Source organism: Rhodococcus sp. 5A-K4 (assembly GCF_046097995.1).
In the GTDB taxonomy this organism is placed as follows: Bacteria; Actinomycetota; Actinomycetes; order Mycobacteriales; family Mycobacteriaceae; genus Rhodococcus_F; species Rhodococcus_F erythropolis.
On record NZ_JBJURM010000034.1, the window covers coordinates 1 to 23,757 of the forward strand.

Here is a 23,757-nt window from a genome sequence, read left to right on the forward strand (position 1 = left end):
GTTCGCGAATGGAGTGCAGTGTCCGCAACATTTGTGGTCTTCGTCGGCGCACTGGGTCTGCAGCCGAGTACCGCACGGCGACTGGTTGCAGCGAGCTGGGCCGTCCACCCGATTTTCGACCTACTTCACGAGCGTGGTCCGGAATCACGTCTGCCGGATTGGTACCCCGCAATTTGCGCGGGATACGACCTCGGAGTCGCTGGACTTCTTGCTGCCGAACCACGCAATTTCGTTTGACAGACTCACGAACTCGAAGCCAGACTTTCCGTCCAACCCAACAATCGGGAGTACGCGTGATTGCCGGCCAGACCAATCTGCTCGCGGATTGCAGCAGTTGCTTCGGCCTGTGCTGCGTCGCACTCCCCTTTTCCAAGTCCTCCGACTTCGCGACCAACAAGAATGCCGGCGACCCCTGCAAGAACCTGCAGCAGGATTTCCGCTGCGGCATTCACACCGGATTGCGAAAGAAGGGCTTCACCGGTTGCACCGTGTACGACTGTTTCGGTGCGGGACAGAAGGTTTCACAGCAGACCTACGACGGCATCAGCTGGCATGATGCCCCGGAGACCGCGTCAGACATGTTCGAAACGTTCCCTGTCGTACGCCAGTTGCACGAACTGCTCTGGTATCTCGCCGAAGCCCGCTCGCTGAAGCAAACCCACTCGATACGAAAGGAACTCGACGCTGCACTCGCAGAGACGGAAAGCCTGACCAACGGCACGCCTTCGCAGATTCAAGCCGTCGACGTCTCAGCACACCGAGCGACAGTCAACACACTGCTCTTGCAGACGAGTAACCTTGTGCGCTCGCCGATCTCAGGCAAGAAGGGTCGCAAACTCGACCACCGCGGCGCAGACCTCATCGGCGCCAGATTTCGTGGTTCCGATCTACGTGGAGCCAACTTTCGCGGGAGTTACCTGATCGGTGCAGACCTCCGCGACTGCGAACTCGATCGCGCCGATCTGATCGGTGCAGACTTGCGCGGCACCGACATTCGCGGCGCAAAACTCCGCGGCAGTATCTTTCTCACTCAGTTCCAGATCAACGCGGCGGTTAGCGATTCGGCTACCACACTCCCCGATTCACTGACCCGCCCCAGCCACTGGGCCTGAGCCCGACTGTCAACTCCGTCGACTGTCGGCGACTGTCAACTCCGTCGACGGAGAACGACCTTGTTAGCTTCCGGATCGACGGACACCCACGGCGGGTCACCGTCGGTTCCGTCCTCACGATGCATCAACGCGCTCTGCCGCTGTTCGAATTCATGATGCTTGGACCCCTGAAACAGGGCAGCAACCTCTTCGAAGCCCGCAGCCGAGACCGGACGAGTCGTGCGCCCCCTGGTCCACGGCAGTGCGCGGCCACCGGTAAGCCGGTTCCAGAGAGTCTCGGCGAACGCGAACAGAACCAGCAGCACGAGCAAGCCTGGCAGCGTCAACGCGAACAGAGTGCCCATGAAAGAAGTCTAGCGGCGAACGCCCCAGGTCCCCTCAACTTTTGATCAGCCACCTTGTTGTGGCCATGCGGTGGATGATCTGCCAGAATGCAAGCTGTTACGACTAGTAACACCTTCGGGGGGAGGATTTCACGTGAGCTTGATACTTGCAGCTACCGACCGTTCGGAGCTTGCCCAGACACTCGGGGCCGAATTAGTACATTTTGGTCATCAAACACAGCTCGTCCGCACCGGGCGCCGCCTACTCGACGACCTGGACACCGACAGTTTCGATATCGCCGTGATCGATCTCTTGTTGCCGGACATCGACGGCTACGAGATTGCACGACAGATCCGCTTGCGCAGTTCGATGCCGATCATGATGCTGGTGGATACCCACGAGGACATCGACGAAGCACCACATGGCGCTGTCTCGGACTTCGTACTGAACCCGATCGATTCTCACGCGCTCGATCTTCGGGTCACCGCGATCCTTCGTGAAACCGCGCATCCCGCCGCCGGAAAACACCAACGTCACGGTGACCTGCTCCTCGATCGACGTGCAATGACGGCGACGATGGGCGGAAAGCTGCTCGTCCTCAGCCGGACCGAATGGCGGGTACTCCTGGAACTGTCGACCGAGCCTGGGCGCGTGTACTCGCGTGATCATCTGATCCGAAACGTCTGGGGTTCCGACCACGAAAAGACACGTGTGGTCGACGCGACCATTCTCAGCTTGCGGTCCAAACTCGAATCCAATCCCGCGAAACCAAAGTACATCAAAACCATCCGGGGGTTCGGATATCGCTTCGGCCCGGTCGAATGAACTCGCCTTCGTGTCGGTGGCGCTCGATAGGCTCTTGTCATGGGTTGGTACACACCACAATCGGTCGCCCCGGATCTCTCCGACATCCTGGTGTGTGGCTGGACGGCGTGCGCAGAAGGTGAACACCTGCTCGTGCCCGATGCTTGCATGGACGTGCTGTGGATACGTGGCGTCGGCATACGCGTCTGTGGCCCCGAAACCGCTGCATGGTCATTCACTCTTCCGCCCGGAACACGCTCCGTGGGTGTTCGATTCCGCCCTGGATCGGCATCGCCGATGTTGCGAACCTCGGCGTCCGAGCTTCGAGATTCTCGCGCTGACCTCAGCGCTGTAACCGACGCACGCACGGAAAGAATACTGTTGAACCGCTTGGAAAATTCCGAAGACCACGAACAAGTCTCGATCCTCGAAAGCGCTGTCCGGAGTTGGGCAAGTTCGAGTTTCCGTCACGATCCGGTGATCAACCACGTCCGCACCGCACTGTCCGAACATTCGTGGAATGTCAGCACTCTCGCCGACGCGGCGGCACTGACTTCGCGCCAACTCCAGCGTCGATGCAACGACGCTTTCGGATACGGCCCTGCAACGCTGCGCTCGATCCTGCGCCTCCAGCGCTTCATGGCGCTCGCTCGCAGTCGACCCGCGCTGGGCCTCGCTGAATCCGCAGCCCACTGCGGATTCAGCGATCAGGCCCACTTGACGCGTGAATGCCGCCGAATCTCTTCGCTGACCCCGGCAGCTCTGCTGCGAACCCAAGCCCCCGACTGGCACGGGTCGGAAACCGTTGTCGCGCTGGCAGAGGGAGACGCGGTCGCATGATCACTACCGCGCTCCCCGCCGTCACTTCTGACTGAAAAGCGTCCTGGCAGACCACAGCCCGCCGAGGGAGAGCACTGCGACCGTCATGTAGTAGTAGCTCGGAGCGTCGAGCGAGCCTGTTGTGCTGATCAACCAGGTCAAGACCAACGGCGCGATTCCGCCGAGCAAGGTCACGCCGAGGTTGTACGACAACGACATCCCGGTAGCCCGGATCTCCGCCGGGAACAGCGAACTCATCAAGGCAGGCAACGGGCCGAAGGCAAACGCCATGATGACGCCCAGGACCGAAACAACCAGGACGAGCGTCAGAGTCGAGGGGTGATCGACCATCAGTTTGAAGAGCGGCCAGGCCAGGACGATTGCCGCAACGGCGGCCCAGGTCATAACTCTCGCAGGTCCGACCCGGTCTGCAAGATGACCGATCAACGGCACGGTGATCAAGGTGACCAGCCCGGCGACGATTCCGCCGAGGTAGCCGGCAGAGGCGGATACTCCGAGGTTCTTCACGGCAAACGTGGGCATGTACAAGATGAGGTAGATCGAGATCGTCGCGACGCCGACTACTGCGGCGCCGGTCAGCACCCGGCCGAGATGCCTGGTCAGCGTCGTCTTCAGCGGGGTCTTTTCCGGGACGCTCGTCTTGAAATCGTCCGTTTCATCGAGCTTGGCGCGGATGTAGAGACCGACCGGCCCGACGATGATGCCGAAGAAGAACGGAACGCGCCAGCCCCACGAGTAAAGCGCTTCATGCGAGAGATGGGTATTGAGCACGTATCCGAACAACGATGCCAGGAAAACCGAAGCACCCTGGCTGGCAACCTGCCAGGAAGAGTAGAACGCCTTCTTGTGCGGTGCAGTTTCCACGAGGAAGGTTGTAGCAGTACCGAATTCACCGCCAGCGGAGAATCCTTGAATGAGTCGCGAAACCAGGATGACGACGCCGGCCCACGGCCCGATCATCGAGGTCGTCGGCGCCACCGCCATGATGAGCGTGCCGATCATCATCAGCATCATCGTCAACGTCAAGGCGTTCTTGCGCCCGCGACGGTCGGCATAGCTTCCGAGAACCATCCCGCCAAGCGGCCGGATGACGTACGAGATCGCGAACGTCGCGAACGTCAGTATCAAGCCGAGAGTGTTGTCGCCGCCGGGAAAGAAGTTATGGGCGATGACCACTGCAAATGATGCGTAGACGATGACGTCGAACCATTCGAGCGCAGCGCCGAGCGAACTGCTGATCACCGCCTTGCGAGCAGCGGCCAGGCGTTCCGGGGTGACTGTTCCGGAGGTTGGCGTAGTTGCCGTGGACATGGTTTTCCTTAGGGGGTGAGGGTGGGTCAGGCGCGGGCGTGAGCGATGACGTTCCGAACGAACTGCTCGCACTGTGCCAATTGGTCAAGTGTCACGTACTCGTCAGGTGCATGCGCCTGAGTGATGCTTCCCGGCCCACACACAACAGTGGGGACACCGATACTCGCGAACATCCCGGCCTCGGTGGCGTACGCGACCTTTTCGTCCGAGGGCCGACCACCCCATTGTTCGACCAGTGCGGCCGCCGAAGCATTCGCATCCGTCTCCAGGGGAGGAACCGAGGCCGACACGTGCATCGTCACGGAGGCTGACGGGTTTTCTTCCTGCATCAGGTTTTCGATCCGATTCGCCTCGGCGGCAAAGCGTTCGAGCAAATCTGCGGCGCCAGCTGAGCTGATGCTCCTGAATTCGAAAGTGATGGAGCAATCCTCGGGGACAGTGTTCACTGCGATCCCGCCGGATACGAGATTGACCGAACACGTCGTCCAGGCCACGTCGAATGCGTCGTCGTACGGGCCGGACGCACGGAGCTCGTCGGCCGCGCTTCTGACGAATCGAATCAACTCGGCGCCGTATTCGATCGCGTTGACTCCTTGCAGAGTAAGCGACGAGTGCGCCGAAACACCATGCAGATCAACACGTATGACGTTCATCGACTTGTGTGCGCGAATGACCCGCATCTCCGACGGCTCTCCGACGACGCACACATCAGGGCGCAGGTTCCGGGAAACAACCTCCTCGACCAACCCGGCCGCACCGATGCAGCCGACTTCCTCGTCGTAGGAGAATGCAAAGTGAATCGGCTTCGCCAGCGACCGAGCAACGATGTCGGGGATCGCCGCGACAACGATCCCGATGAACGACTTCATGTCGCACGTGCCGCGTCCGTACAGACTTCCGTCGCGAATTTCGGGAGTGAAAGGGTGGCTGCTCCAGTCTTGATCGTCGACCGGCACTACATCTGTATGGCCGGAAAACATCACTCCACCGGCAGTGCTTCCGTCAGGAGGCGTGAATGTTGCCAACAGGTTCAGCTTGGAACCCTCGTCGTCGGAAACGAGTATCGGCTCGACCCCGTGGCGACGTAGTTCCGCGGCGATGAGATCGATCAACGGTCGATTGCTCACGGCACTCGTCGTATCGATTCCGATGAGGCGCTGCACCCAGTCGAGACTTCTCTCGGTTGGAACAGCGGACAACGTGGTGGACGACATCTGGGTTCTCCTTTCACAGCACGAACGCGGTGGGCACTTGCCACCGCGTTCTACCCTTCGAGCATGAATGAAGTGATCCCAGACACAATGAAGATGCACGATACTTGCAACATGATCGAAGAAACGCAGGATTCCGCCGTGCTCGACGACGTCGACCTCGCCCTGATCAATTGCCTGCAACTCGACCCGCGAGCGTCGTGGCGCACGGTTGGTGACGCGCTCAAAGTTGATCCGGTTACCGTCGCGCGCCGCTGGCGGCGGCTACAGGACTCCGGCACCGCCTGGGTCTCCGCGAGGGCAACCGGCCACGGCCGTCCGGAATCGTGTCTGGCTTTCGTGGAAGTCGACTGTACGACTTCGAACGCATTGGCGATTGCGGAACGTCTTGCCCGCTGGCCGCAGGTTCTGAGCGTCGAACACACAAGCGGCCCAGGCGACTTGACCCTTCTCGTCGAGGTCAGAGACATGGCTTTCCTGTCGCGTTTCCTGCTTCGCTCACTCGCGTCGGTGCCCGGGATCGTCAGTTCGCGTGCACACCTCGTCACCGAGGTCTTCGCGATCGGAGACGACTGGAAATTGCAAGTACTCGATGCCACGCAGCGGGCGGTGATGACAGACCGGCCTGTGCGCTACAAATATGCTCCGACGGATCAGCGCCATCACGGGAAAACTTTCGACGCGGTCGACCGCCAATTGATATTGAAGCTGGGCGAGGACGGTCGATCCTCGATTGCCGAGCTCACGGTCGGTACCGGCCTCAGCGAAAGTACGGTCAGGCGGCGACTTGCCGAACTGACGTCGCGCAACCAAATCGTGTTCCGCTGCGACGTGTCTCTACCGCTGTCCGGCTGGCCCCTCGTGACCTGGGTGTGGGGATATGTCGATCCCACGGACCGGTCGACGATTCGTGCTCTGGTGGAGCGAGTGCCTGGAACACGAGTGTGCATGCGGATATCCGGTGGACGCGCCAACACACTGCTCGCGATCGCCGCACACTCCCTTCGCGAAACTCCCATTACCGAAGTACAACTCGCACAAGAGGCACCGGGCCTGGTGGTGCTGAACAGGTCAGTGGTGCTGCGATCGATGAAGAGGGTGGGCCGACTTCTCGATGACGAAGGCAAGAGCGCCGGGGTCGTACCGATGGACATCTGGGCGGAAGCCCCGGAGATCGAGTGAATGTCCGAAATAATCAATCATGACGCGCCGCGGTGGAGAAGGATTGCTGTCATGACTTCAACAGAGATCTCCCCCGCCCAGCGTTATCGGGATCTGGCCGCCGGATTCACGGCGCGGATCGACGCCGTACCCGCCGACCGCTGGGACAACGATTCCCCCTGCGAGGGCTGGACCGCCCGCGACGTGGTGAGACACGTGCTCGACAGCGAACGAGACATGGTCAAGGTAGTCGGCCTGGAATTGGCACCCGGTCCGTCGGTCGACGACGACCCGTCGGCAGCCTGGGCGGCCGTCCGAGATTCGATGCAGGCCATTCTGGACGATCCGGCAAAGTCCACCCTCGAATACGACGGGCACTTCGGCCGGACCAACCTCGGGGCCACGGTCGAGGGGTTCTTGTGTTTCGATCTGGTCATCCACGGTTGGGATCTCGCAGCCGCGACCGGCACCGATACGACGATGCGTGACACGGACGTGGAGTGGGTGTCGGAGATCGCCGCGGGCCTCGGCGAGTCGATCCGCATGAGCGGTGTGTGCGGCCCGGAAATACAGGTTCCGGACAACGCTGACAAAGCGACGAAACTCCTTGCCTTCCTCGGCCGGAAGGCGTGAAAAAGTACCCCTGACGTGGGCATTACTTCCATACACATGTAATGTCGCGGTATGCCGGAACGCCGAAAATCCTCCACGAGTCCAGACCTGCTTGCGGCGGCATTGTTCGATGTCGCCGCGGAATCCGGACTGGAAAATGCCAGCGTTCGCGAGGTCGCAAAACGGGCGGGTGTCTCGATCGGCGCAGTGCAACATCATTTCTCGACCAAGGACGAGATGTTCGCATTCGCACTGCGAACACTCGTCGATCGATTGTTGACCAGACTGGCCGAATCGTCCGCCGACGCGGACCCGCATACCGCCCTGTTCCAGGCGCTCTCGCAACTCCTGCCCCTCGACGAGCAACGCACGCGTGAGGCGCATGTGCTCGCCGCGTTTGCCGTGCGCGCCGCAACCAGTGAGTCACTCTCCGAAATCCGCCGGACAACCCTGTTCACAATCCGCACCGGCATCTCGACAGTTCTGATCGGGATCGGAACTCCGGAAGCGGAAACCAGAGCGGCACTTCTACTTTCAACCGTCAATGGATTGGCCCTCGACGCACTCGGAAGCCCCGCCATGTATCCGCCGCAGTACCTCGATCACGCTTTGGAAACCCAGATCCGCCTCACCCTGCACGACGCCGAGAACTCGCTCGCCTCCGTCGGGCTCGCCAGCTGACGTGGCCGGAGCAGGACGCTTCGCGCCGAGCCCGTCCGGCGATCTCCATCTGGGAAACCTCCGTACCGCCCTCTTGGCCTGGCTGTTCGCCCGCACCAGCGGGCGCGACTTCCTCATTCGCGTCGAGGATCTCGACCGTGTCCGACCCGGCTCGATGGAGCGACAACTCGACGATCTGCGCAGGCTCGGCCTCACATGGGACGGCCCAGTCGTCTTACAATCGCACCGTCTTCCCTTGTACCACAACGCTATCGAACTATTACGCGAGCGCCACCTGACCTATCCCTGCTTCTGCACACGCAAGGAGATCCTGCAGGCACCGTCCGCTCCCCATGCTCCCGATGGCGCCTATCCCGGCACGTGCCGGAACCTGTCGGCGGCCGAACGCGCCGAGAAATCGGCAAGCGGCCGATCCCCCGCGGTGAGGCTACGGGCCGACATCGATTCGTTCACCGTGCACGACGAACTGTTCGGCGAGGTGACGGGGCAAGTCGACGACGTCGTCCTGCTCCGCGGAGACGGCGTACCCGCCTACAACCTCGCCGTTGTCGTCGACGACGGTGCGCAGAACATCGATCAGGTGGTCCGCGGCGACGACCTCCTGACCTCGGCGCCGCGTCAGGCGCACCTTGCTCAACTGCTCGACATCGAACCGCCGTCGTACGCCCACGTTCCTCTCGCGTTGAACAGTGAAGGCAAACGACTCGCGAAGCGCGACGGCGCAGTGACTCTGGCCGATCAACTCGAGGCCGGACGCAGTGCCGAACAGGTCCTGACAATGATCGCGTCGAGCATCGGTCTCGCTGAACCCGGCGAAGTTGTCACACCACCCCAATTGGCGGATCGATTCGACTCTCGCAAGATCCCCCGAACCCCGTGGATTTTCCCGGCGAAGTAAGTGAAGTTTCAATCGACACCTCGTCGGGACAAAGGCTCGATTGTCCGATATGACAAAGCCGTCCGCAATAGCTATTCGTTGGCAATTCTCGATTAGTGAAGTACGGTCAAGACTGGCGAAGGAAATTCAGGGCGAGTAGTCCCTGCAAAACTACGCCCGGGATCTGAACCTGGGATCCGACCGCAGTACCCACTTGCAGCATCCACGCTGACACGCACGTGCGGCACGGGCGACTCAGGACGAAAAGGAATACGCATGGTCCGCGAGCTTCGCGAGGCACTCGACGACCATCAATTCGAGGTGTTGTATCAACCCCAGGTCAATCTGAACTCGTCAGCAATTATCAGCTATGAAGCACTTCTGCGGTGGCGCCATCCGCTTCGAGGGTTGATCGAACCCCAAGATTTCATGCGCTCCGCCGAATCCTCTGGGCTCATCATTCCCATCGGGCTGCAGGCTCTGGACATGATCTGTGCCCAAACAGCGTCGTGGCCTGAGCACATGATGGTCGCGGTCAACTTTTCACCTCGCCAACTCGCTACCCCGCACGCCGCTCACGAGATCCTCGGAGCGCTGGACAGTTCAGAAACCCCACTGAGCAGAATCATCGTGGAAGTCACCGAACTCGGCGTCGTGGGTCGGCATGCCGCCGAGACCCTTCACGTCTTGCATAACGAGGGAATTCGAATCGCGCTGGATGATTTCGGGGCGGGCTTCGCGTCTTTCTCCGCGTTGTCGGAATTGCCGCTCGACATTCTCAAGATCGACCAATCCTTGACCTGGGCCGTCAGCGCAGCGGGTCGTGCTGGAGACCGCGCCTTCATGGTCATGGAGTCAATCGCCGACATCGCTCGAAAACTCGGGCTTGATTCGATCGCCGAGGGCGTCGAAACTGCCGAACACGCAGCCAACGTCTTGCAGGCCGGCTGCGACATGGGCCAGGGCTATTACTTCGGGAAGCCACTTCCTGCGTCGTCCATAGTCACTCCCGTGTGAGCGCCAGCCACTTCAGTACGACGACGATGCGCTCGCTATGAGTGCGACCACGAGAATCACGGCAAAAATGGCCAAGAAGGTTGCTCCGACCGCAATTCCGGCTATCGCAAGCCCGCGTCCCTCTTGACCTGTCTGCTTGATCTGATTGAGCGCGACAATTCCCAAAATGATTCCGATGATTCCGCCGAGACTGTAGAAACAACCGCCTGCAAGCGATACCACCAACGACGCGATTGCGAGACCATTGGTGCCGACTGGCTGCATCGGCGGGATGTATCCACCAGCGAATTGGTTCGGTTGACCGTACGCATTCGGCGGTTGACCGTATTGGGGCTGTCCGTATTGAGCTTGTCCGTATTGTCCGGGTTGCTGATATTGATTCGGCTGATATTGATTCGGCGGTCCGAAATTCTGCGGCGGCAGGTATGGATTGGGTTCACCAATTCCACCCGGCTGAGGCGTATTACCGGTTGGGTTGTACGACGGCGGCGGATAACCCGGGTACTGCTCGTTGGGAGTGGTATATCCGGGAACTTCAGGTGAAGACTGCGTTTCGGACGGGGACACGCCGTACCCCTCGGGCGGCAGGCTCGGAAATTCTCCGTATCCAGGTTTTGCCTGGTAATCGCTCGAAGAATCGTCGTTGTTGCCCCCGGAACTCGTCATACAACGCAGCCTAAACCACAGGTGACCTCCGAATCCAAGTGAGCAGATGTCATCCACATCGCTCTTTGATCCCAGTAGGGTCATATCCACTGTCACACTCGAGCGCGATATTTACGACTGAGGGGAACACATGACAACCGGCGGGTACGACCCCAACCAGAATCCAGAAGGAGGGAAGCAATTCCCACCCCAGGATCCATATGGCCAGCAGGGAACACCTCCTCCCGGAAGTTACCCACCTCCCGCAGGCCCCCCGCAGGGCGGTAGCTACCCGCCTCCTCCACAGGGCGGGAACTTCCCGCCCCCTCAAGGTGGCAACTACCCGCCGTCCGGTGGATACCCGCCGCCTCCGCAGGGCGGCAACTTCCCGCCGCCTCCGCAGTTCAACGACCAAGGTGCGTACGGCGGAGGAAATCGACTGCCCTCTGGCGCCGAAGCCGGTGGACTGGGTATTCGATTCGGCGCCCGCATCATCGACGGAATCATCGTCGGCATCATCGCCGCGATTCTGGCTCTCTTGGTCAGTGACTCCGACAGCTTGATTCTGATCTCGGGACTGTTCTCGGGAATTCTGACCTTCGCTTACTTCATCGCAATGGAAGTAACGCAGGGTCGGACTTTGGGAAAGATGATTCTGGGCCTTTCAGTGCACGGTCCGGGCGGCGCACCTCGCCCCTCCGTCCAGCAGTCTGCGATTCGCAACGCCTTCACGTTGCTCTCGATCATTCCGATCATCGGCGGAATCCTCGCGCTGGTCGCCTACATCGTCATCGCGGTCACCATCAACAACAGCCCCACCAAGCAGGGCAAGCATGACGAGCTCGCTGGTGGGACTCAGGTAGTCAAGGGTTAGGTAGACATATATGACAACCGGTGGGCAAGACCCCAACCAGAACCCAGAAGACGGGAAGCAATTCCCACCCCAGGATCCGTACGGCCAGCAGGGAACACCCCCTCCGGGGAGTTATCCTCCACCGGCGGGTCCTCCGCAGGGTGGAAGTTATCCCCCGCCCGGCGGCTACCCGCCGCCCCCACAGGGCAACTTCCCTCCACCCCCGCAGGGTGGAAGCTATCCCCCTCCCGGCGGAAACTACCCGCCTCCCGGTGGGTACCCGCCTCCTCCCGGTGGTGGCAACTTCCCGCCTCCGCCCCCGAATGACTACGGCGCAGGCTTCGGCGCCCCCCAGCTTTCTGTGGGTGCGGCAATTTCCTACGGCTGGAACAAGTTCAAAGACAACGCACTGGTCTGGATCGGGATCTCGATCATCGCTTTTCTGATCGCCGGACTCATCCAGGGTGCTTTCAACGGCTTCGACTACACCAATACCGAATTCAGCGCGCTGTCGATCGTGGGTGGATTGGTCACCGCAATCGTCGGCTACATCATCCAAGCCGCATTCCTTCGTGGAGCGTTGAGCGAATTGGACGGAATCAAGCCGGCTTTCGGCACCTTCTTCCAATTCACGAACATCGGTGCAGTTGTTCTCGGCGGTTTCCTTGTCGCCGTCGCCACCTATGTCGGTTTGGTTCTGTGCATCATTCCCGGCATCATCGCGGCGTTCCTGCTCTACTACACGCTGACCTTCATCGTGGACAAGAATCAGGATGCGATTTCGGGCATCAAATCGAGCTACGCGTTGACCTCGTCGAACGTCGGAACGTTGATCCTGCTGGCGCTCGCTCTGATCGGTATCAACATCATCGGCGCACTGCTGTGCGGAATCGGTCTTCTCGTGACGGCGCCCGTCGCGCTGATCGCCAGTACCTACGCATACCGCGTGCTGACCGGCGGCCATGTAGCTGCCTGATCAGTTCGTTTGCATCACCGAAGGCCCTGCGGTTCCACGTGAAACCGCAGGGCCTTCGGTGTGTTCTGCGCAACTGGACGGTCGCCAACTCGCATCCGAGCGCCTTGTGGTGCTTGGATGACGGACGTGACAGCTCAGGATCAGCAAGACGAATCGACCCACGAAACCAAATTTGCGCACGTCAGCCGGGGTTATTACCCGACAATCGTCGCGCTCTTCACCGCAACGCTGCTGATCTCGAACGTGGCGGCGACCAAGGGGGTCGCCTTCTTTGCGGATTCCGACTTCTCGCTCGGTCCCTTGCAGATTCTGCCCATAATCACCGATGGTGGATTCTTCTTGTTCCCGCTTGCCTACGTCCTCGGTGACGTACTCAGCGAGGTGTACGGCTTCAAAGCGACCCGACGCGCGATCTACCTGGGCTTCGGCGCACTGATTCTTGCCGCCGCGTGCTTCTGGATCGCTGTGCAACTCCCGTCGGCAGAGTTCTACGAGAACCAGGCCGCCCTCGAAACCGTGGTCGGCGTCATTCCCCGGCTGCTGGTTGCAGGCTTGGCCGCCTACCTCGTCGGCCAGCTGCTGAACTCCCTGGTCCTGGTCATGATGAAAAAGCGCATGCAGGAGAAGCACCTGTGGGCGCGGCTGATCGGCTCGACCGTCGTCGGCGAATTCGCCGACACCCTCATCTTCTGTTCCATCGCAGCCGGTGTCATCGGCATCAGCACGTGGGAAGACTTCATCAACTACGTGCTGGTCGGCTTCCTGTGGAAGACGCTTGTCGAGGTTCTGGTCATGCCGATCACCTACCGCGTCATCGCCTACGTGAAGAAGCGCGAACCGACCTACGTCTGAGGTGCAGGCGTCTTCGCCGCATAGAACTTTCCGAGCATGTCCGCTTTGAAGTCGTGGAAGTATCCGCCTTCGATGCTGGCTCGGATGTCGTCGACCAACTTCACGGTGAATCGCTCGTTGTGGATCGTGCACAGCGTCGACGCGAGCATTTCCTTCGCCTTGAACAGGTGATGGATGTACGCGCGGGTGTAATTGGCGCAGGTGTAGCAGTCGCACTCGTCGTCGATAGGCGTGAAGTCACGACGGAATCGGCTGGTATTGATGTTGAACCGGCCGGAGCGGACGTAGATCGCGGCATTGCGAGCAACACGCGACGGATTGACGCAGTCGAAAGTGTCCGCGCCGTTCTCGATTGCGACGAAGAAGTCGTCCGGTTCACTGATGCCGAGCATATGACGCGGCTTGGTCTCGGGTAGTTCCTCGTTACACCAACGCACAATTGTGCCGAGGTTCTGCTTCTCGAGGGCGCCGCCGATGCCGTACCCGTCGAAGCCGTATCCGTTCTCGCCTTCGATCGACTCGAGGCCACGGCAGGCTTGACGACGCAGATCTTCGTACTGCGCGCCTTGGATCACCCCGAAGAGAGCCTGATAGGGCTTCTCGGCGCGTTCAGCGGTGAGCTTCTCGTGCTCGTTGATGCAGCGGATCGCCCACGCCTGCGTGCGCTCGACCGATCGCTCCTGATAGCCGCGGGTGTTGAGCAACGTGGTGAGCTCGTCGAACGCGAACATGATGTCGGCACCCAGCTGATGCTGAATCTGCATCGACACCTCGGGGGTGAAGCGATGCTTACTGCCGTCGAGGTGCGATTTGAACGTCACGCCCTCGTCGTCGACTGTCGCGAGACGCTCCTTGCCCTTCGCGATGACGTCGTCGGACTGCACACCGACGGCCTCCATCGCGAGCACCTTCTTGAACCCGACACCAAGCGACATGACCTGGAAGCCGCCGCTGTCGGTGAAGGTGGGCCCGTCCCAGTTCATGAACTTGCCCAGCCCGCCGGCCTCGTCGACGATGTCGGGTCCCGGCTGCAAGTACAGGTGGTACGCATTGGCGAGCAACGACTGCGCACCGAGTTCCTTCATGGACTCGGGCAACACGGCCTTGACCGTGGCCTTGGTTCCGACTGCCACGAACGACGGAGTCGCGATATCGCCGTGTGGTGTGTGGATGGTGCCGGTTCGTCCGAGTCGGTCCTCGAGCCTGGTCCCAATGGTGAAAATCGACTCGGGACGCTTGTCGACGGAGGGCGCGGGCGGTGTCGGTACTGCAGAAGTCACGGACTCAATCCTGTCACAGGAGCAAATATCGCCGTGATCACAGCGAAGAAAGTTCCTACGCGATCAGCATCCGCATTGGTCTACTGACCGAACCCGAGCGGTACCGCCGCGTGAGGGTCCCCACCATACTTCCCACTACACATCCCCCGGCTCGACCGGTTTACCCCGCCAACCCGCTGACAGGAGCTCACTTGACGAGACAGACCGGCCAGACCTACAACTTCGTCACCGTCGACGTCACAGACTCGATTGCCACCGTGACTATCGACAAACCTCCAGCCAACGCATTCAACCCCAGCATGATCGCCGAGCTTCTGGAGATACTGCCGGTACTCGCGTCGGACCAGACCGTCCGCGTCATTGTCGTGACGGGCACTGGACGGTTCTTCGTCGCCGGTGCGGACATCACCGTGATGCGCGAGCTGACGGAAGAAACTCAGCGCGCGATGCGCCCGTGGGTCGACGTACAGCGGATCCTCGAGTCGGCTCCCAAACCTGTCGTCGCGAAGATCAACGGGCACGCACTCGGCGGCGGAGCAGAACTGACGTTGGCCTGCGACTTCCGCATCATGGCGCAGTCGGCGACCATCGGCTTCCCCGAGATCGGACTTGGGCTTTTTCCGGGTGCCGGTGGCAGCCAGCGACTTCCACGCCTCATCGGCGCTCACCGAGCCAAAGTGCTCATGATCGAAGGCAAGCGCCTCAGCGCCGAGCATGCACTCGATATCGGCCTGGTCGACACCGTCGTTGCGGACGCCGACCTCGATGCGCATTGCGCTGACCTCGCACGCGAACTCGCGACGAAACCCACTGCCACCATCGGAATGATCAAACGCATTGTCGACGAGGGCATGTCGTTGCCGCTCGATCAAGCGCTGGATCTCGAATTCGAGGCAGTGCTCGACCTGATCAAGACGGACGACGCTGCTGAGGGACTTCAGTCATTCCTCGACAAGCGGTCCCCCACCTTCACGGGACGCTGACAGCTCCCATTTACCGAGAGGCCATCATGCTCAACAAATTTCAGAAGAAATGGGTGGGCGCAGTCGCTTCTCTCGCCGCCCTGACGATCGCGGTCAGCGGATGCACCCGGCCCGCTACCGACAACTCCGCGGAAAGTGGTGGCCTGGTACGGATCGCGGTGGGTGTAGACCCGTCGTACGCCCCGATTTTCCTGGCCGACCACGAGGGCATGTTCGAGGCCGCCGGCCTCGACGTCCAGGTCATCCAGACGGAAGGCGGGGCGGCGGGCGCCCAGAACGTCGTAGCCGGAACTTCGGAACTCTCCGGCAATGCCGACTCGACAGCACTGTCCGTCATGGCCGCCAATCCGAGCCTGCGGGCGCTGGGCGTATTTCAGGAATCCGACCGATACTTCCAGGTTGTACTGAGGAATGGCGTCGAGCCGAAGTCGATCAAGACCATGGGCGTCTTCCCCGGCATCGGCCTCTACTTCACGAACCAGTACCTGGCCAGTCTCGGCATCGACCCCACGACGGTCACACTCGTGAGCACAAGCCCGCCCGAACAGCCTGCTTTGCTGGCGCGCGGTGACATCGACGGCTTCCTGTCCTTCGACCCCTGGGTGACGCAGAGTGTCAATACCGGCGGGCGCGTTGTTGCCACGACCGGCGACTTCGGCGCCAAGTACGCCCAATGGATCATCGCTTCGGACAACTGGTTGTCCGCGAACGAAGAAACCGCAGGCAAGGTGTTCAAGGTGATCTCGGAAGCGTCGGCAATCGTGAACTCGGATCCGGATCGGGCTGCAACCGCAATTGCCGCGTCTATCCAGATGGACCCGGCCGAGGCCGCAGACCGGGTGACCCAAATCGATTTCGGTGGACGCGGATTCACCGAGGACGACGTGGAGCGCGCAAACGAACTTGTTGCATTCTTCCGCGAGCAGGGCAAGATCTCCGCGGACATCGATCCGTCCGCTGTCCTCCTCTCGGGATGGTTCGAGCAGAACGCCGCCTGAGCGGAGAGTGAGAACGGGTCCGGTGGGCAGACCGAAATCATGTCGCCCACCGGCCCGCAGAACTACGTTCGACTCCAGTCGGTTCGGCGATATCTTTCGATTGAAACGGAGTAGTTGTGGTGCATCCTTCGGTACGGGTCGTAGAGATTTCCAGTCCGTTTGCGCGATTCGCCGGGCGCATCCTGGTCGGGCTGGGTTTCGAGGTCATTCTGGTAGAACCACCCACCGGTGACCCCAGTCGCACCGAGTCCCAGGGTGATTCGTACTTGCATTGGCATGCGGGCAAGAAGTCCGTTGTCCTCGATATCGACGACAGCAACGATCGCCTCGCTTTCGAAGCACTGCTGCGCAGTGCCGACGTCCTGCTCGACGGCAGCGCGACCGGCGCTCTACGCGACAACCGAGGATCTCTCGTTCACGTACGAGTGACACCCTTCGGCACAACCGGACCGCGAAGTGACTGGAAGGCAACAAATCTGACCGTCGCGGCACTCGGCGGGATGATGGCCCAGGTCGGCGATCCCGAGCACCCTCCACTGCTGCTCCCCGAACTCCAGGCTGAGCAGCTCGCCGGAATCAATGCCGCAATCGGCGTGCTTCTCGGACTGCGTTCGCGATCCAAGGGCCACAACCCGTTGCTGGAGATCAGCGCTCAGGAATGTGTTGCCGCCGCGCTGGAAGCGGGCACTCTTGCCTACATTCACGAGGACCGCGTACCACCGCGTCCGGGCCGGGTACATCCGCTCGTTCCGCACGGACTGTTCCAGGCCGCCGACGGTTATGTCGGTGGCGGCCTCGGCGGTAGCCCCCGCATGTGGGACGGCATGTTGGCCTGGCTGATCGACAACGATGCTCAGGACGATCTCGATCAACCGGAGTGGTCCGACGCGGTCTACCGAAAGACGCATCAGGAACACATTTTCGACGTTCTGTCCGCCTTCATCGCGAAGTGGCCGAAGGAAGAATTCGCGGTCAGCGCGCAGTCACGCAAGTTGCCGTGGGCAGCGGTCGACCGGCCCGAAGAACTGCTGCGTAACCCGCAACTCAACGACCGGGACTTCTTCACCGACGTGACCGGAGATCACGGTACCTACCGCGATCTCGGGTTCGGCTTCGCTTTCCCCGAAGGCCGGCGCATCGGAACGCTCGAGGCTGCCCGGTTGGGCCAGCATCAGGAACTCTTGAAGGCCACCTCGCCTGTGGCAGTGAACGAAACCCACGAGTTCAGCGGTGGCAGCACGCCCAGCCTCGAAGGTGTCCGCGTCCTGGATCTCACGTGGGTGTTGGCGGGCCCGTACGGCACCAGAATCCTTGCCGACCACGGTGCCGATGTCATCAAGGTCGAATCGATCGGACGCCCGGACCCGACTCGCTTTGCACCGTTCATGCATCTCTCGCGAGGACCGCACGACAATCCGAACACCAGCGGGTACTTCAACGACGTCAACCGCAACAAGCGCAGCATCACACTCGATACCCGATCCGCAGAGGGCCTTTCGGTACTGCGCGACCTGATCAGGAACTCCGACGTCGTGGTCGAGAATTTCAGCTCGTCGGTCATGGACAAGATGGGGCTCGGCTACGAACAACTCCGGGAGCTCAACCCGGACATCATCTACGTGTCGATGTCCGGGATGGGTCACACCGGTCCTCGCAAGGACTGGGTGTCGTATGCCGACATCGTTTCGGCAAGTACCGGTTTGACCGCACTGACCGGCTGGAACGCCGATGACGTTGTCGGAGTCATCTACGGCCATGGCGACATCGTCGCCGGACTGCAAGCCGGCGTCGCGATGCTGGCAGCCCTCGACTACCGCGACCGGACCGGCCGGGGACAGCACGTAGACCTGTCACAACTCGAAGCCATGGCAGCGCACATGGGTACCAGCGTTCTCCGAGCCGCCCGGTCACAGTCCCCCGATCCGATCGGCAACAGCCATCACGAACTGGCACCACACGGCGTGTACCCGTGCCTCGGCAGCGACCGGTGGTGCTCGATTGCCGTTCGCGATACCACGGAATGGAATGCATTGTGCCGCATCATCGAAGCAGAGAAATGGATCGGCAATCCTGACTTCGCGAGTGCAGAAAGCCGCCAAGCCGATCACGAACGTATCGACGACGCCATCGCCGACTGGACCAGGACTCTGTCACCCGAAACCGTCATGGAACGCTTGCAATCGGCGGGTATCGCGGCCGGCACCGTCCAGGACGGACGCGACCTGGTCGAGAGCGATCCACATCTTCGGGCACGCAGTTTCTATTCGGCACAGGAACATCCCCTCGCCGGAACATTCCTCCACGAAGGCATCCCCGTTCGCCGGAACTCCGAACCCGGCTCGATCCGACGCGCTGCGCCGGTGCTGGGCGCGGACACCGACGACGTCCTCGAGTCGGTGCTCGGATACAGCGACGAACTGATCGCCGGACTTCGCGACCAGTCGATCCTGTCCTGACCGCACTCATATTCAGTACATCCATTCACAGATCGCTACTAGGAGACACAATGCGCGCGGCCCGACTCCATCAGTTCGGCACTTCACCGGTCATCGACGACATCGACATTCCCACACGTGAATCCGGTCAGACGCTCGTGCGCATCGACGCTGCCGCGCTCGGCCATCTCGACATCACCGTCGCGAGCGGAAACTTCGGAGTCAAGCCGAACCTGCCACATATCGGTGGAACAGACGGAGCGGCGACGGTAATCGAATCCGACACCTATGAGCCTGGCACCCGCCTTCTGGTCCGAGGCGGCGGAGTCGGCCTGTTCAAGAACGGTTGCTGGGCTGAGTATCTGGTAGCGGCAGACAAGGCGTTCACACCCTTTGATCCCGCACTGTCGCCGGCCGTCGCCGCAACCTTCTTCCTGCCCAGCACAACCGGCTATGTTGCCGTCAACGACATTGCAGCCGTCGCTCCCGGCGAACGAGTTGTTGTCGCCGGAGCATCCGGCGCTGTCGGATCGATGGCAGCACAGTTCGCTCTGCTTGCCGGAGCGTCCGAGGTAATCGGTGTTGTACCGCGCGAAGATCAGGCTGCCTTGCTTCCGGAGGGTGTGCGTCCCGTCGTCGGGCAAGGCGACGAACTTGCCGGAGTGGTGGGATCCGAGCCTTCCGTCGACGCCGTGATCGACACGCTTGGCGGCGACGGCTTGCCGCACCTTCTGGCGAGTGTTGTCCCCGGTGGCCGGGCTGCCCTGATCGGATATACCTTGGGTAAGAGCCTCACCCTGGACTTACCGAACTGGTTGCTCAGCGATGTCCGGATCCTGCCCGTCAACATGATTCGCAAGACTGCCCGGCAAGCCGAACTGGCACCTGAAATGATCCGGCTGCTCATCGAAGGCAAGATTTCCGTTGCAGTGCAGGAGTTTCCGCTGGATGACATCGCAACGGCACTGCAGTTGATGGGTGAGGGCAAGGTTGCCGGCCGGGCCGTCGTCGTACCCTGAGGGATACAATTACCCATGCACCACGACGCACATGCCATTCCGCGCTCGCTTCCGGATTTGATCCGGAGGCGAGCTTTGGAGCGTCCGGAGCACCCGGCGCTCGTCGTCGACGGGATCACGGTCACCTACCGCGAATTGCGGGATCGTGCAGCATCGATGGGGGCGGATCTCCGTAATCACGGTGTCGGCCGTGGGGAGCGCGTGGCGGCACTGTCCGGCAACAGGATCGAACTGGCAGACCTTGTTCTCGGATGCGCGTGGATCGGTGCGGTTGTCGTCCCACTCAATACGGCCCTCCGAGCCGACAGTGTTGCCGGCGCACTCGAACAGGCTGGTGTACAACGGATCCTGGTTTCACCCGAATACTCAGGCGCTGTAGCCGGATTCGACGGCACCGTGTGGGTCATGGGTGAACAGTGCGTCCCCACTGCCGGTTCGCATCCGGGCTGTGAGCCCGAGACCCTCGATCCGCTCGACCTGGCCGCGATACTCTTCACCTCCGGCACCACCGGTCTGCCCCGAGGCGTCCGATGCCCGCACGCGCAGTTCCTGCAGTGGGGCAAAGGCGTCGGCGCCTCACTCGGGCTCACCGGGGACGATGTGCTGTACAACTGCCTGCCGCTGTTTCACACCAATGCTCTCAATGCCTTTGTTCAGTCCCTTTGGGCCGGGTCTACTTTTTTCCTGGGACAACGCTTTTCGGTCCGCAATCATTGGCGCGAAGTTCGCGAGATCGGCGCAACTGTCGACTACCTGCTGGGTGCGATGGTGGCCATGTTGATGAACGCGGACCCATCGCCGCAAGACCGACAGCACAGCGTCCACGTGGCACTTGCCCCCGCAACGCCGGCTCATCTGATCGAACCGTTTGCCCAGAGATTCGGTGTAGAACTCGTGGACGGATTCGGAAGTACCGAAACCAATCTCGTGATCGGCACACTTCCGGGAGATCGGCGGGCCGGGTACATGGGGCGGGTGATGAGTGGCTACGACGCCGCAGTCGTCAACGACGGTACTGCTGCCGCAGACGGGGAGCCCGGCGAACTGGTGGTCCGCAGCACGATCCCCGGCGCCTGTTCACTGGGCTATCTGGGCGAGGAGATTCCGGCGACGGAGAGTTGGATACAGACCGGTGACAGGGTGATTCGGGAAGCAGACGGCTGGTTCCGATTTGTCGATCGCATCAAAGACGTGATTCGGCGCCGCGGTGAAAATATTTCCGGGGCCGAAGTGGAAACCGTTCTGGCGTTGCATCCGTCGGTCGGTCAGGTTGCCGTCTTCCCGGTACCGTCGGATCTGGCCGAGGACGACGTCATGGCAACTGTAATACTGCGCCCCGGAGTATCTTTCGACCCCATTTCGATTCTGGAGTTCTCCCAGCAACAGCTGCCGTACTTTGCACTTCCCCGGTACATCGACGTCGTGGACACGTTGCCACTCACCGAAACCGGCAAGGTACAGAAAGCAGTGCTACGTGAGAGGGGCGTCGGCCCACACACCTGGGACTGCGAGAAGAGCGTGTTCCGCGCCCGGCGATAGACCGCGCCTCGCTACTTGCCGCAACCGTTGAACGAACACATCACCGGACTGCAGATCGTGCGCAGAGCCAGCGGGTCGCTCGGCGAATGTGTGCACTTCATGGCATGAAGTTTTCGGGTGATTCCGGCGCCGGCAGTGCGCAGGGCCCCGGTGATGCGGCTGACGTTGAGGCGAGCCGTCGGCGCTGTCACAGACAACGCGCCGGCCAGAGTGCGCGGGCCGCTGAACACCGGCACTGCGACGCTCATGTACCCGAGCCGTGTCTCCTCGACCTCCACCGCGAGTTGTTCCTTACGCATCCGCTCGGTTTGCTGGCGCAGCACGCTGACGGACATCGTCGTTCGACTGGTCAAGGCGGTGAAACCCTGCTCGACTACCTCGTCGAAGACCGATTGCGGGGAGAAGGCAAGGATGATCTTGCCGGTGGCGGTGCAGTACAGCGGGAGCCGACCGGCCACCCGCGACTGCTGATTGAGCCCGCGGTGTCCGATGATCTTCTCGATGTAGAGGACGTCGATGCCGTCACGAACCGCAAAGTGAACCGTCTCCTGCGTCGCCAGCAGTAGGTCCTCCATGTACGGCAGCGCCGCGTCGCGCAGAATCCGCTGACGCGGCACCAATTGGCCCAGCTCGAACAATCGCAGGCCGAGCCGGTACTTGGTACCCGCGCGCTCGAGCAATCCCCACTCGACCAGCTCGCCGGCCAACCGGTGAACCGTCGCTTTCGCGACCCCACTGCGCCGGGTGAGCTCCGTCAGAGACAGGTCACTGTGGTCGGTGTCGAAAGCGTCCAAGATCATTCGAGCCTTGCCCAGGACCGAGGACAGTTCACCTGCAGGCTGCGATGCAGCGGTCGTTTCCGACGCGATGGGTAGTACGGATCCGAACCCGACGGATTGTTGTGGAGCGGCCATGAGTGTCCTCCTGAACGATCTGTGACAGCCTGCCGAGACCGAGTGCCACAACGACCGAGATCGGTCGGGGTCCTCGTTAGGTGCAGGTGCTTCGAGACTGACACTATGGTGACGACACGATGAGACGCACGCCACACGGTCCGCTCAGTGAACCCGTCCCGCAGAGTTTACACGGGGCGCCTACCTGCGTAATTCTCCAGAAACATGCGGACGGCGGTTGCAATCTGCGGAGCGTGCTCCTCGACGAGTGCGACGGTCCCCGATTCGACGATCTCCGTTTCCACCACTGCCGCACCCGTCAGGTGTGCACGTAACGGCGCAATGTTAGGCATCGAGAAGGGATCCTTCTGCGCGCCGATCAGCAAAACCGGCGCAGTCACCGAACCGACTCTCGCCTCCATGACGTAGCGGGCGCAGGCTTTGTGCCCCTCCGCCGGATCTACCCGGTAGGCAAGCGCGTCTCGGATGAACCTGTCGAGCAGTGCGGTGCCTGGTTCGGGGTAGTAGGGGCGACGCATCTCCCACAGCCTGGTCAGATGGCTACCGTCTGCGGCCCGGTCGACGCAGTCGATCCCACCGGGTCCCGAGTGCCCCTCGCGGTAGTTGCGGTCGGTCCACGGGCACGACGAGAGCACGGCAGCGTGCACCCTCTCGGGGCGTGATGCCGCCATCTCGAGCGCCACTGCCGCACCGGTGTGGTGACCGATGACCGTGACTCGATCGACGCCCAGGGTGTCGAGCAATTCCCACGCGCCTCGCGCATAGGTCTCGATGGTCTGCGGGCCGGGCACCGGAGCACTGTTGCCGTACCCCGGCATGTCCATCGCGACAACGCGGAAGTCGTCGGCAAGGAGTGGAATGAACTCGCGGAACTCGTCCCACGACCGGGGCGCCTGATGAAGCAGGAGAATCGCCTCACCCGAACCTTGCTGCGCGTAATGCAATTGCCCGAAAGACGAATCAACGTATCCGAGTTGCAGGCCGCCAGCCATCAGAACGCCGCAACCATCGGGGTATCGACGCCGACGATGTCGATCTTTGCCGAACCACCCGGATTTCCGACGGGCTCGCTACGGGTAGGCAAGACCTCGAGGAAGAAGCGCTTGTTGTCTTCCTTGAAATCCGGGTCTGCTTTCCGGTCGACGGTGATCGCCTCCACCGGGCAGGCCAATTCGCAAGCGCCGCAATCGATGCATTCGTTCGGGTTGATGTAGAGCTTGCGATCACCCTCGTAGATGCAATCCACGGGGCATTCTTCCATGCATGATCGGTCCGTGTAGTCGATGCATGCTTCACCGATGACAAATGCCATT

Annotated in this window: 24 protein-coding genes and 1 pseudogene; 17 read left to right on the plus strand and 8 right to left on the minus strand. The window is 61.3% G+C overall.

The features are described 5' to 3' along the window. Both ACKAMS_RS29235 and ACKAMS_RS29240 read left to right on the plus strand, forming a co-directional pair. Positions 1–237, plus strand: a pseudogene (locus ACKAMS_RS29235) (hypothetical protein); the annotation flags it as partial. Between the two features lie 56 nt (positions 238–293). Next, positions 294–1,112 (plus strand): pentapeptide repeat-containing protein, encoded by an 819-nt coding sequence (locus ACKAMS_RS29240; protein ID WP_021332889.1) that lies wholly within the window; start codon positions 294–296, stop codon positions 1,110–1,112. Between the two features lie 35 nt (positions 1,113–1,147). Here ACKAMS_RS29240 and ACKAMS_RS29245 read toward each other — a convergent pair whose 3' ends face one another. Further along, entirely contained in the window at positions 1,148–1,456 is a 309-nt protein-coding gene (locus ACKAMS_RS29245) for a DUF6191 domain-containing protein (protein ID WP_007731580.1), read from the minus strand. A 133-nt stretch (positions 1,457–1,589) separates the two neighbouring features. On the opposite strand from ACKAMS_RS29245, the gene ACKAMS_RS29250 reads away from it, so the two are divergent. After that, positions 1,590–2,261, plus strand: a complete 672-nt coding sequence (locus ACKAMS_RS29250) for a response regulator transcription factor (RefSeq protein WP_019746521.1) — start codon at positions 1,590–1,592, stop codon at positions 2,259–2,261. Positions 2,262–2,300: 39 nt separating this feature from the next. Next, positions 2,301–3,080 carry a helix-turn-helix domain-containing protein gene (locus ACKAMS_RS29255; protein ID WP_019746520.1) on the plus strand — a complete coding sequence of 260 codons (780 nt, stop codon included), beginning with the start codon at positions 2,301–2,303 and terminating at the stop codon, positions 3,078–3,080. Positions 3,081–3,101: 21 nt separating this feature from the next. Here the strand turns inward: ACKAMS_RS29255 and ACKAMS_RS29260 are convergent, their stop codons facing one another. Continuing rightward, on the minus strand, positions 3,102–4,391 hold the full coding sequence (locus ACKAMS_RS29260) for an MFS transporter (protein ID WP_408989945.1): 1,290 nt from the start codon (positions 4,389–4,391) through the stop codon (positions 3,102–3,104). 26 nt (positions 4,392–4,417) lie between these two features. Then, positions 4,418–5,605, minus strand: coding sequence for an acetylornithine deacetylase (gene argE / locus ACKAMS_RS29265; protein ID WP_408989946.1), 1,188 nt, complete (start codon positions 5,603–5,605; stop codon positions 4,418–4,420). Between the two features lie 111 nt (positions 5,606–5,716). On the opposite strand from argE, the gene ACKAMS_RS29270 reads away from it, so the two are divergent. The 5 genes from ACKAMS_RS29270 to ACKAMS_RS29290 all read left to right on the plus strand — a co-directional run bounded on the left by ACKAMS_RS29270 (position 5,717) and on the right by ACKAMS_RS29290 (position 9,950). Next, positions 5,717–6,784, plus strand: a complete 1,068-nt coding sequence (locus tag ACKAMS_RS29270) for an Lrp/AsnC family transcriptional regulator (protein ID WP_408989947.1) — start codon at positions 5,717–5,719, stop codon at positions 6,782–6,784. Between the two features lie 51 nt (positions 6,785–6,835). Then, on the plus strand, positions 6,836–7,396 hold the full coding sequence (locus ACKAMS_RS29275) for a TIGR03086 family metal-binding protein (protein ID WP_020968193.1): 561 nt from the start codon (positions 6,836–6,838) through the stop codon (positions 7,394–7,396). Between the two features lie 51 nt (positions 7,397–7,447). Next, complete coding sequence (locus ACKAMS_RS29280; protein ID WP_408989948.1) at positions 7,448–8,056, plus strand: TetR/AcrR family transcriptional regulator; 609 nt, start codon at positions 7,448–7,450, stop codon at positions 8,054–8,056. Between the two features lies 1 nt (position 8,057). Next, positions 8,058–8,954: a tRNA glutamyl-Q(34) synthetase GluQRS gene (gluQRS, locus tag ACKAMS_RS29285; RefSeq protein WP_070796503.1), complete on the plus strand. Its 897-nt coding sequence runs from the start codon at positions 8,058–8,060 to the stop codon at positions 8,952–8,954. 255 nt (positions 8,955–9,209) lie between these two features. Next, positions 9,210–9,950, plus strand: a complete 741-nt coding sequence (locus tag ACKAMS_RS29290; protein ID WP_019746513.1) for an EAL domain-containing protein — start codon at positions 9,210–9,212, stop codon at positions 9,948–9,950. Positions 9,951–9,962: 12 nt separating this feature from the next. Here the strand turns inward: ACKAMS_RS29290 and ACKAMS_RS29295 are convergent, their stop codons facing one another. Beyond that, positions 9,963–10,616 (minus strand): DUF4190 domain-containing protein, encoded by a 654-nt coding sequence (locus ACKAMS_RS29295; protein ID WP_020968190.1) that lies wholly within the window; start codon positions 10,614–10,616, stop codon positions 9,963–9,965. Between the two features lie 130 nt (positions 10,617–10,746). Here ACKAMS_RS29295 and ACKAMS_RS29300 point away from each other — a divergent pair, with 130 nt between their 5' ends. From ACKAMS_RS29300 to ACKAMS_RS29310, 3 genes are all read left to right on the plus strand, one after another. Further along, a complete protein-coding gene (locus tag ACKAMS_RS29300) occupies positions 10,747–11,469 on the plus strand; it encodes an RDD family protein (protein WP_408989949.1) in 723 nt (240 codons plus the stop codon). A gap of 10 nt (positions 11,470–11,479) precedes the next feature. Beyond that, positions 11,480–12,424: a hypothetical protein gene (locus tag ACKAMS_RS29305; protein WP_229757068.1), complete on the plus strand. Its 945-nt coding sequence runs from the start codon at positions 11,480–11,482 to the stop codon at positions 12,422–12,424. Between the two features lie 117 nt (positions 12,425–12,541). Further along, the gene (locus ACKAMS_RS29310) at positions 12,542–13,276 is read left to right on the plus strand and encodes a queuosine precursor transporter (protein WP_019746509.1); all 735 of its coding nucleotides are present in this window, start codon (positions 12,542–12,544) and stop codon (positions 13,274–13,276) included. On the opposite strand, the gene tgt is transcribed toward ACKAMS_RS29310, so the two are convergent. Then, positions 13,267–14,556: a tRNA guanosine(34) transglycosylase Tgt gene (gene tgt, locus ACKAMS_RS29315; RefSeq protein WP_019746508.1), complete on the minus strand. Its 1,290-nt coding sequence runs from the start codon at positions 14,554–14,556 to the stop codon at positions 13,267–13,269. The two genes, ACKAMS_RS29310 and tgt, sit on opposite strands and share 10 nt — an antisense overlap. Positions 14,557–14,747: 191 nt before the next feature. Between tgt and ACKAMS_RS29320 the strand changes: the two genes are divergently transcribed. From ACKAMS_RS29320 to ACKAMS_RS29340, 5 genes are all read left to right on the plus strand, one after another. Next, complete coding sequence (locus ACKAMS_RS29320; RefSeq protein ID WP_020723626.1) at positions 14,748–15,539, plus strand: enoyl-CoA hydratase/isomerase family protein; 792 nt, start codon at positions 14,748–14,750, stop codon at positions 15,537–15,539. Between the two features lie 26 nt (positions 15,540–15,565). Continuing rightward, complete coding sequence (locus tag ACKAMS_RS29325) at positions 15,566–16,537, plus strand: ABC transporter substrate-binding protein (protein ID WP_007731596.1); 972 nt, start codon at positions 15,566–15,568, stop codon at positions 16,535–16,537. A 116-nt stretch (positions 16,538–16,653) separates the two neighbouring features. Continuing rightward, a complete protein-coding gene (locus ACKAMS_RS29330; protein WP_019746506.1) occupies positions 16,654–18,993 on the plus strand; it encodes a CoA transferase in 2,340 nt (779 codons plus the stop codon). Between the two features lie 50 nt (positions 18,994–19,043). After that, positions 19,044–19,991 (plus strand): zinc-binding alcohol dehydrogenase family protein, encoded by a 948-nt coding sequence (locus tag ACKAMS_RS29335; protein WP_007731598.1) that lies wholly within the window; start codon positions 19,044–19,046, stop codon positions 19,989–19,991. A gap of 15 nt (positions 19,992–20,006) precedes the next feature. After that, positions 20,007–21,530, plus strand: coding sequence for an AMP-binding protein (locus tag ACKAMS_RS29340; RefSeq protein ID WP_019746505.1), 1,524 nt, complete (start codon positions 20,007–20,009; stop codon positions 21,528–21,530). An 11-nt stretch (positions 21,531–21,541) separates the two neighbouring features. Here ACKAMS_RS29340 and ACKAMS_RS29345 read toward each other — a convergent pair whose 3' ends face one another. From ACKAMS_RS29345 to ACKAMS_RS29355, 3 genes are all read right to left on the minus strand, one after another. Continuing rightward, positions 21,542–22,444, minus strand: coding sequence for an IclR family transcriptional regulator (locus ACKAMS_RS29345; RefSeq protein WP_007731601.1), 903 nt, complete (start codon positions 22,442–22,444; stop codon positions 21,542–21,544). Between the two features lie 167 nt (positions 22,445–22,611). Then, positions 22,612–23,436: an alpha/beta fold hydrolase gene (locus ACKAMS_RS29350; RefSeq protein ID WP_019746504.1), complete on the minus strand. Its 825-nt coding sequence runs from the start codon at positions 23,434–23,436 to the stop codon at positions 22,612–22,614. Continuing rightward, entirely contained in the window at positions 23,436–23,756 is a 321-nt protein-coding gene (locus ACKAMS_RS29355) for a DUF362 domain-containing protein (protein WP_007731605.1), read from the minus strand. The genes ACKAMS_RS29350 and ACKAMS_RS29355 overlap by 1 nt, the downstream gene beginning before the upstream one ends. Position 23,757: the final 1 nt, after the last annotated feature.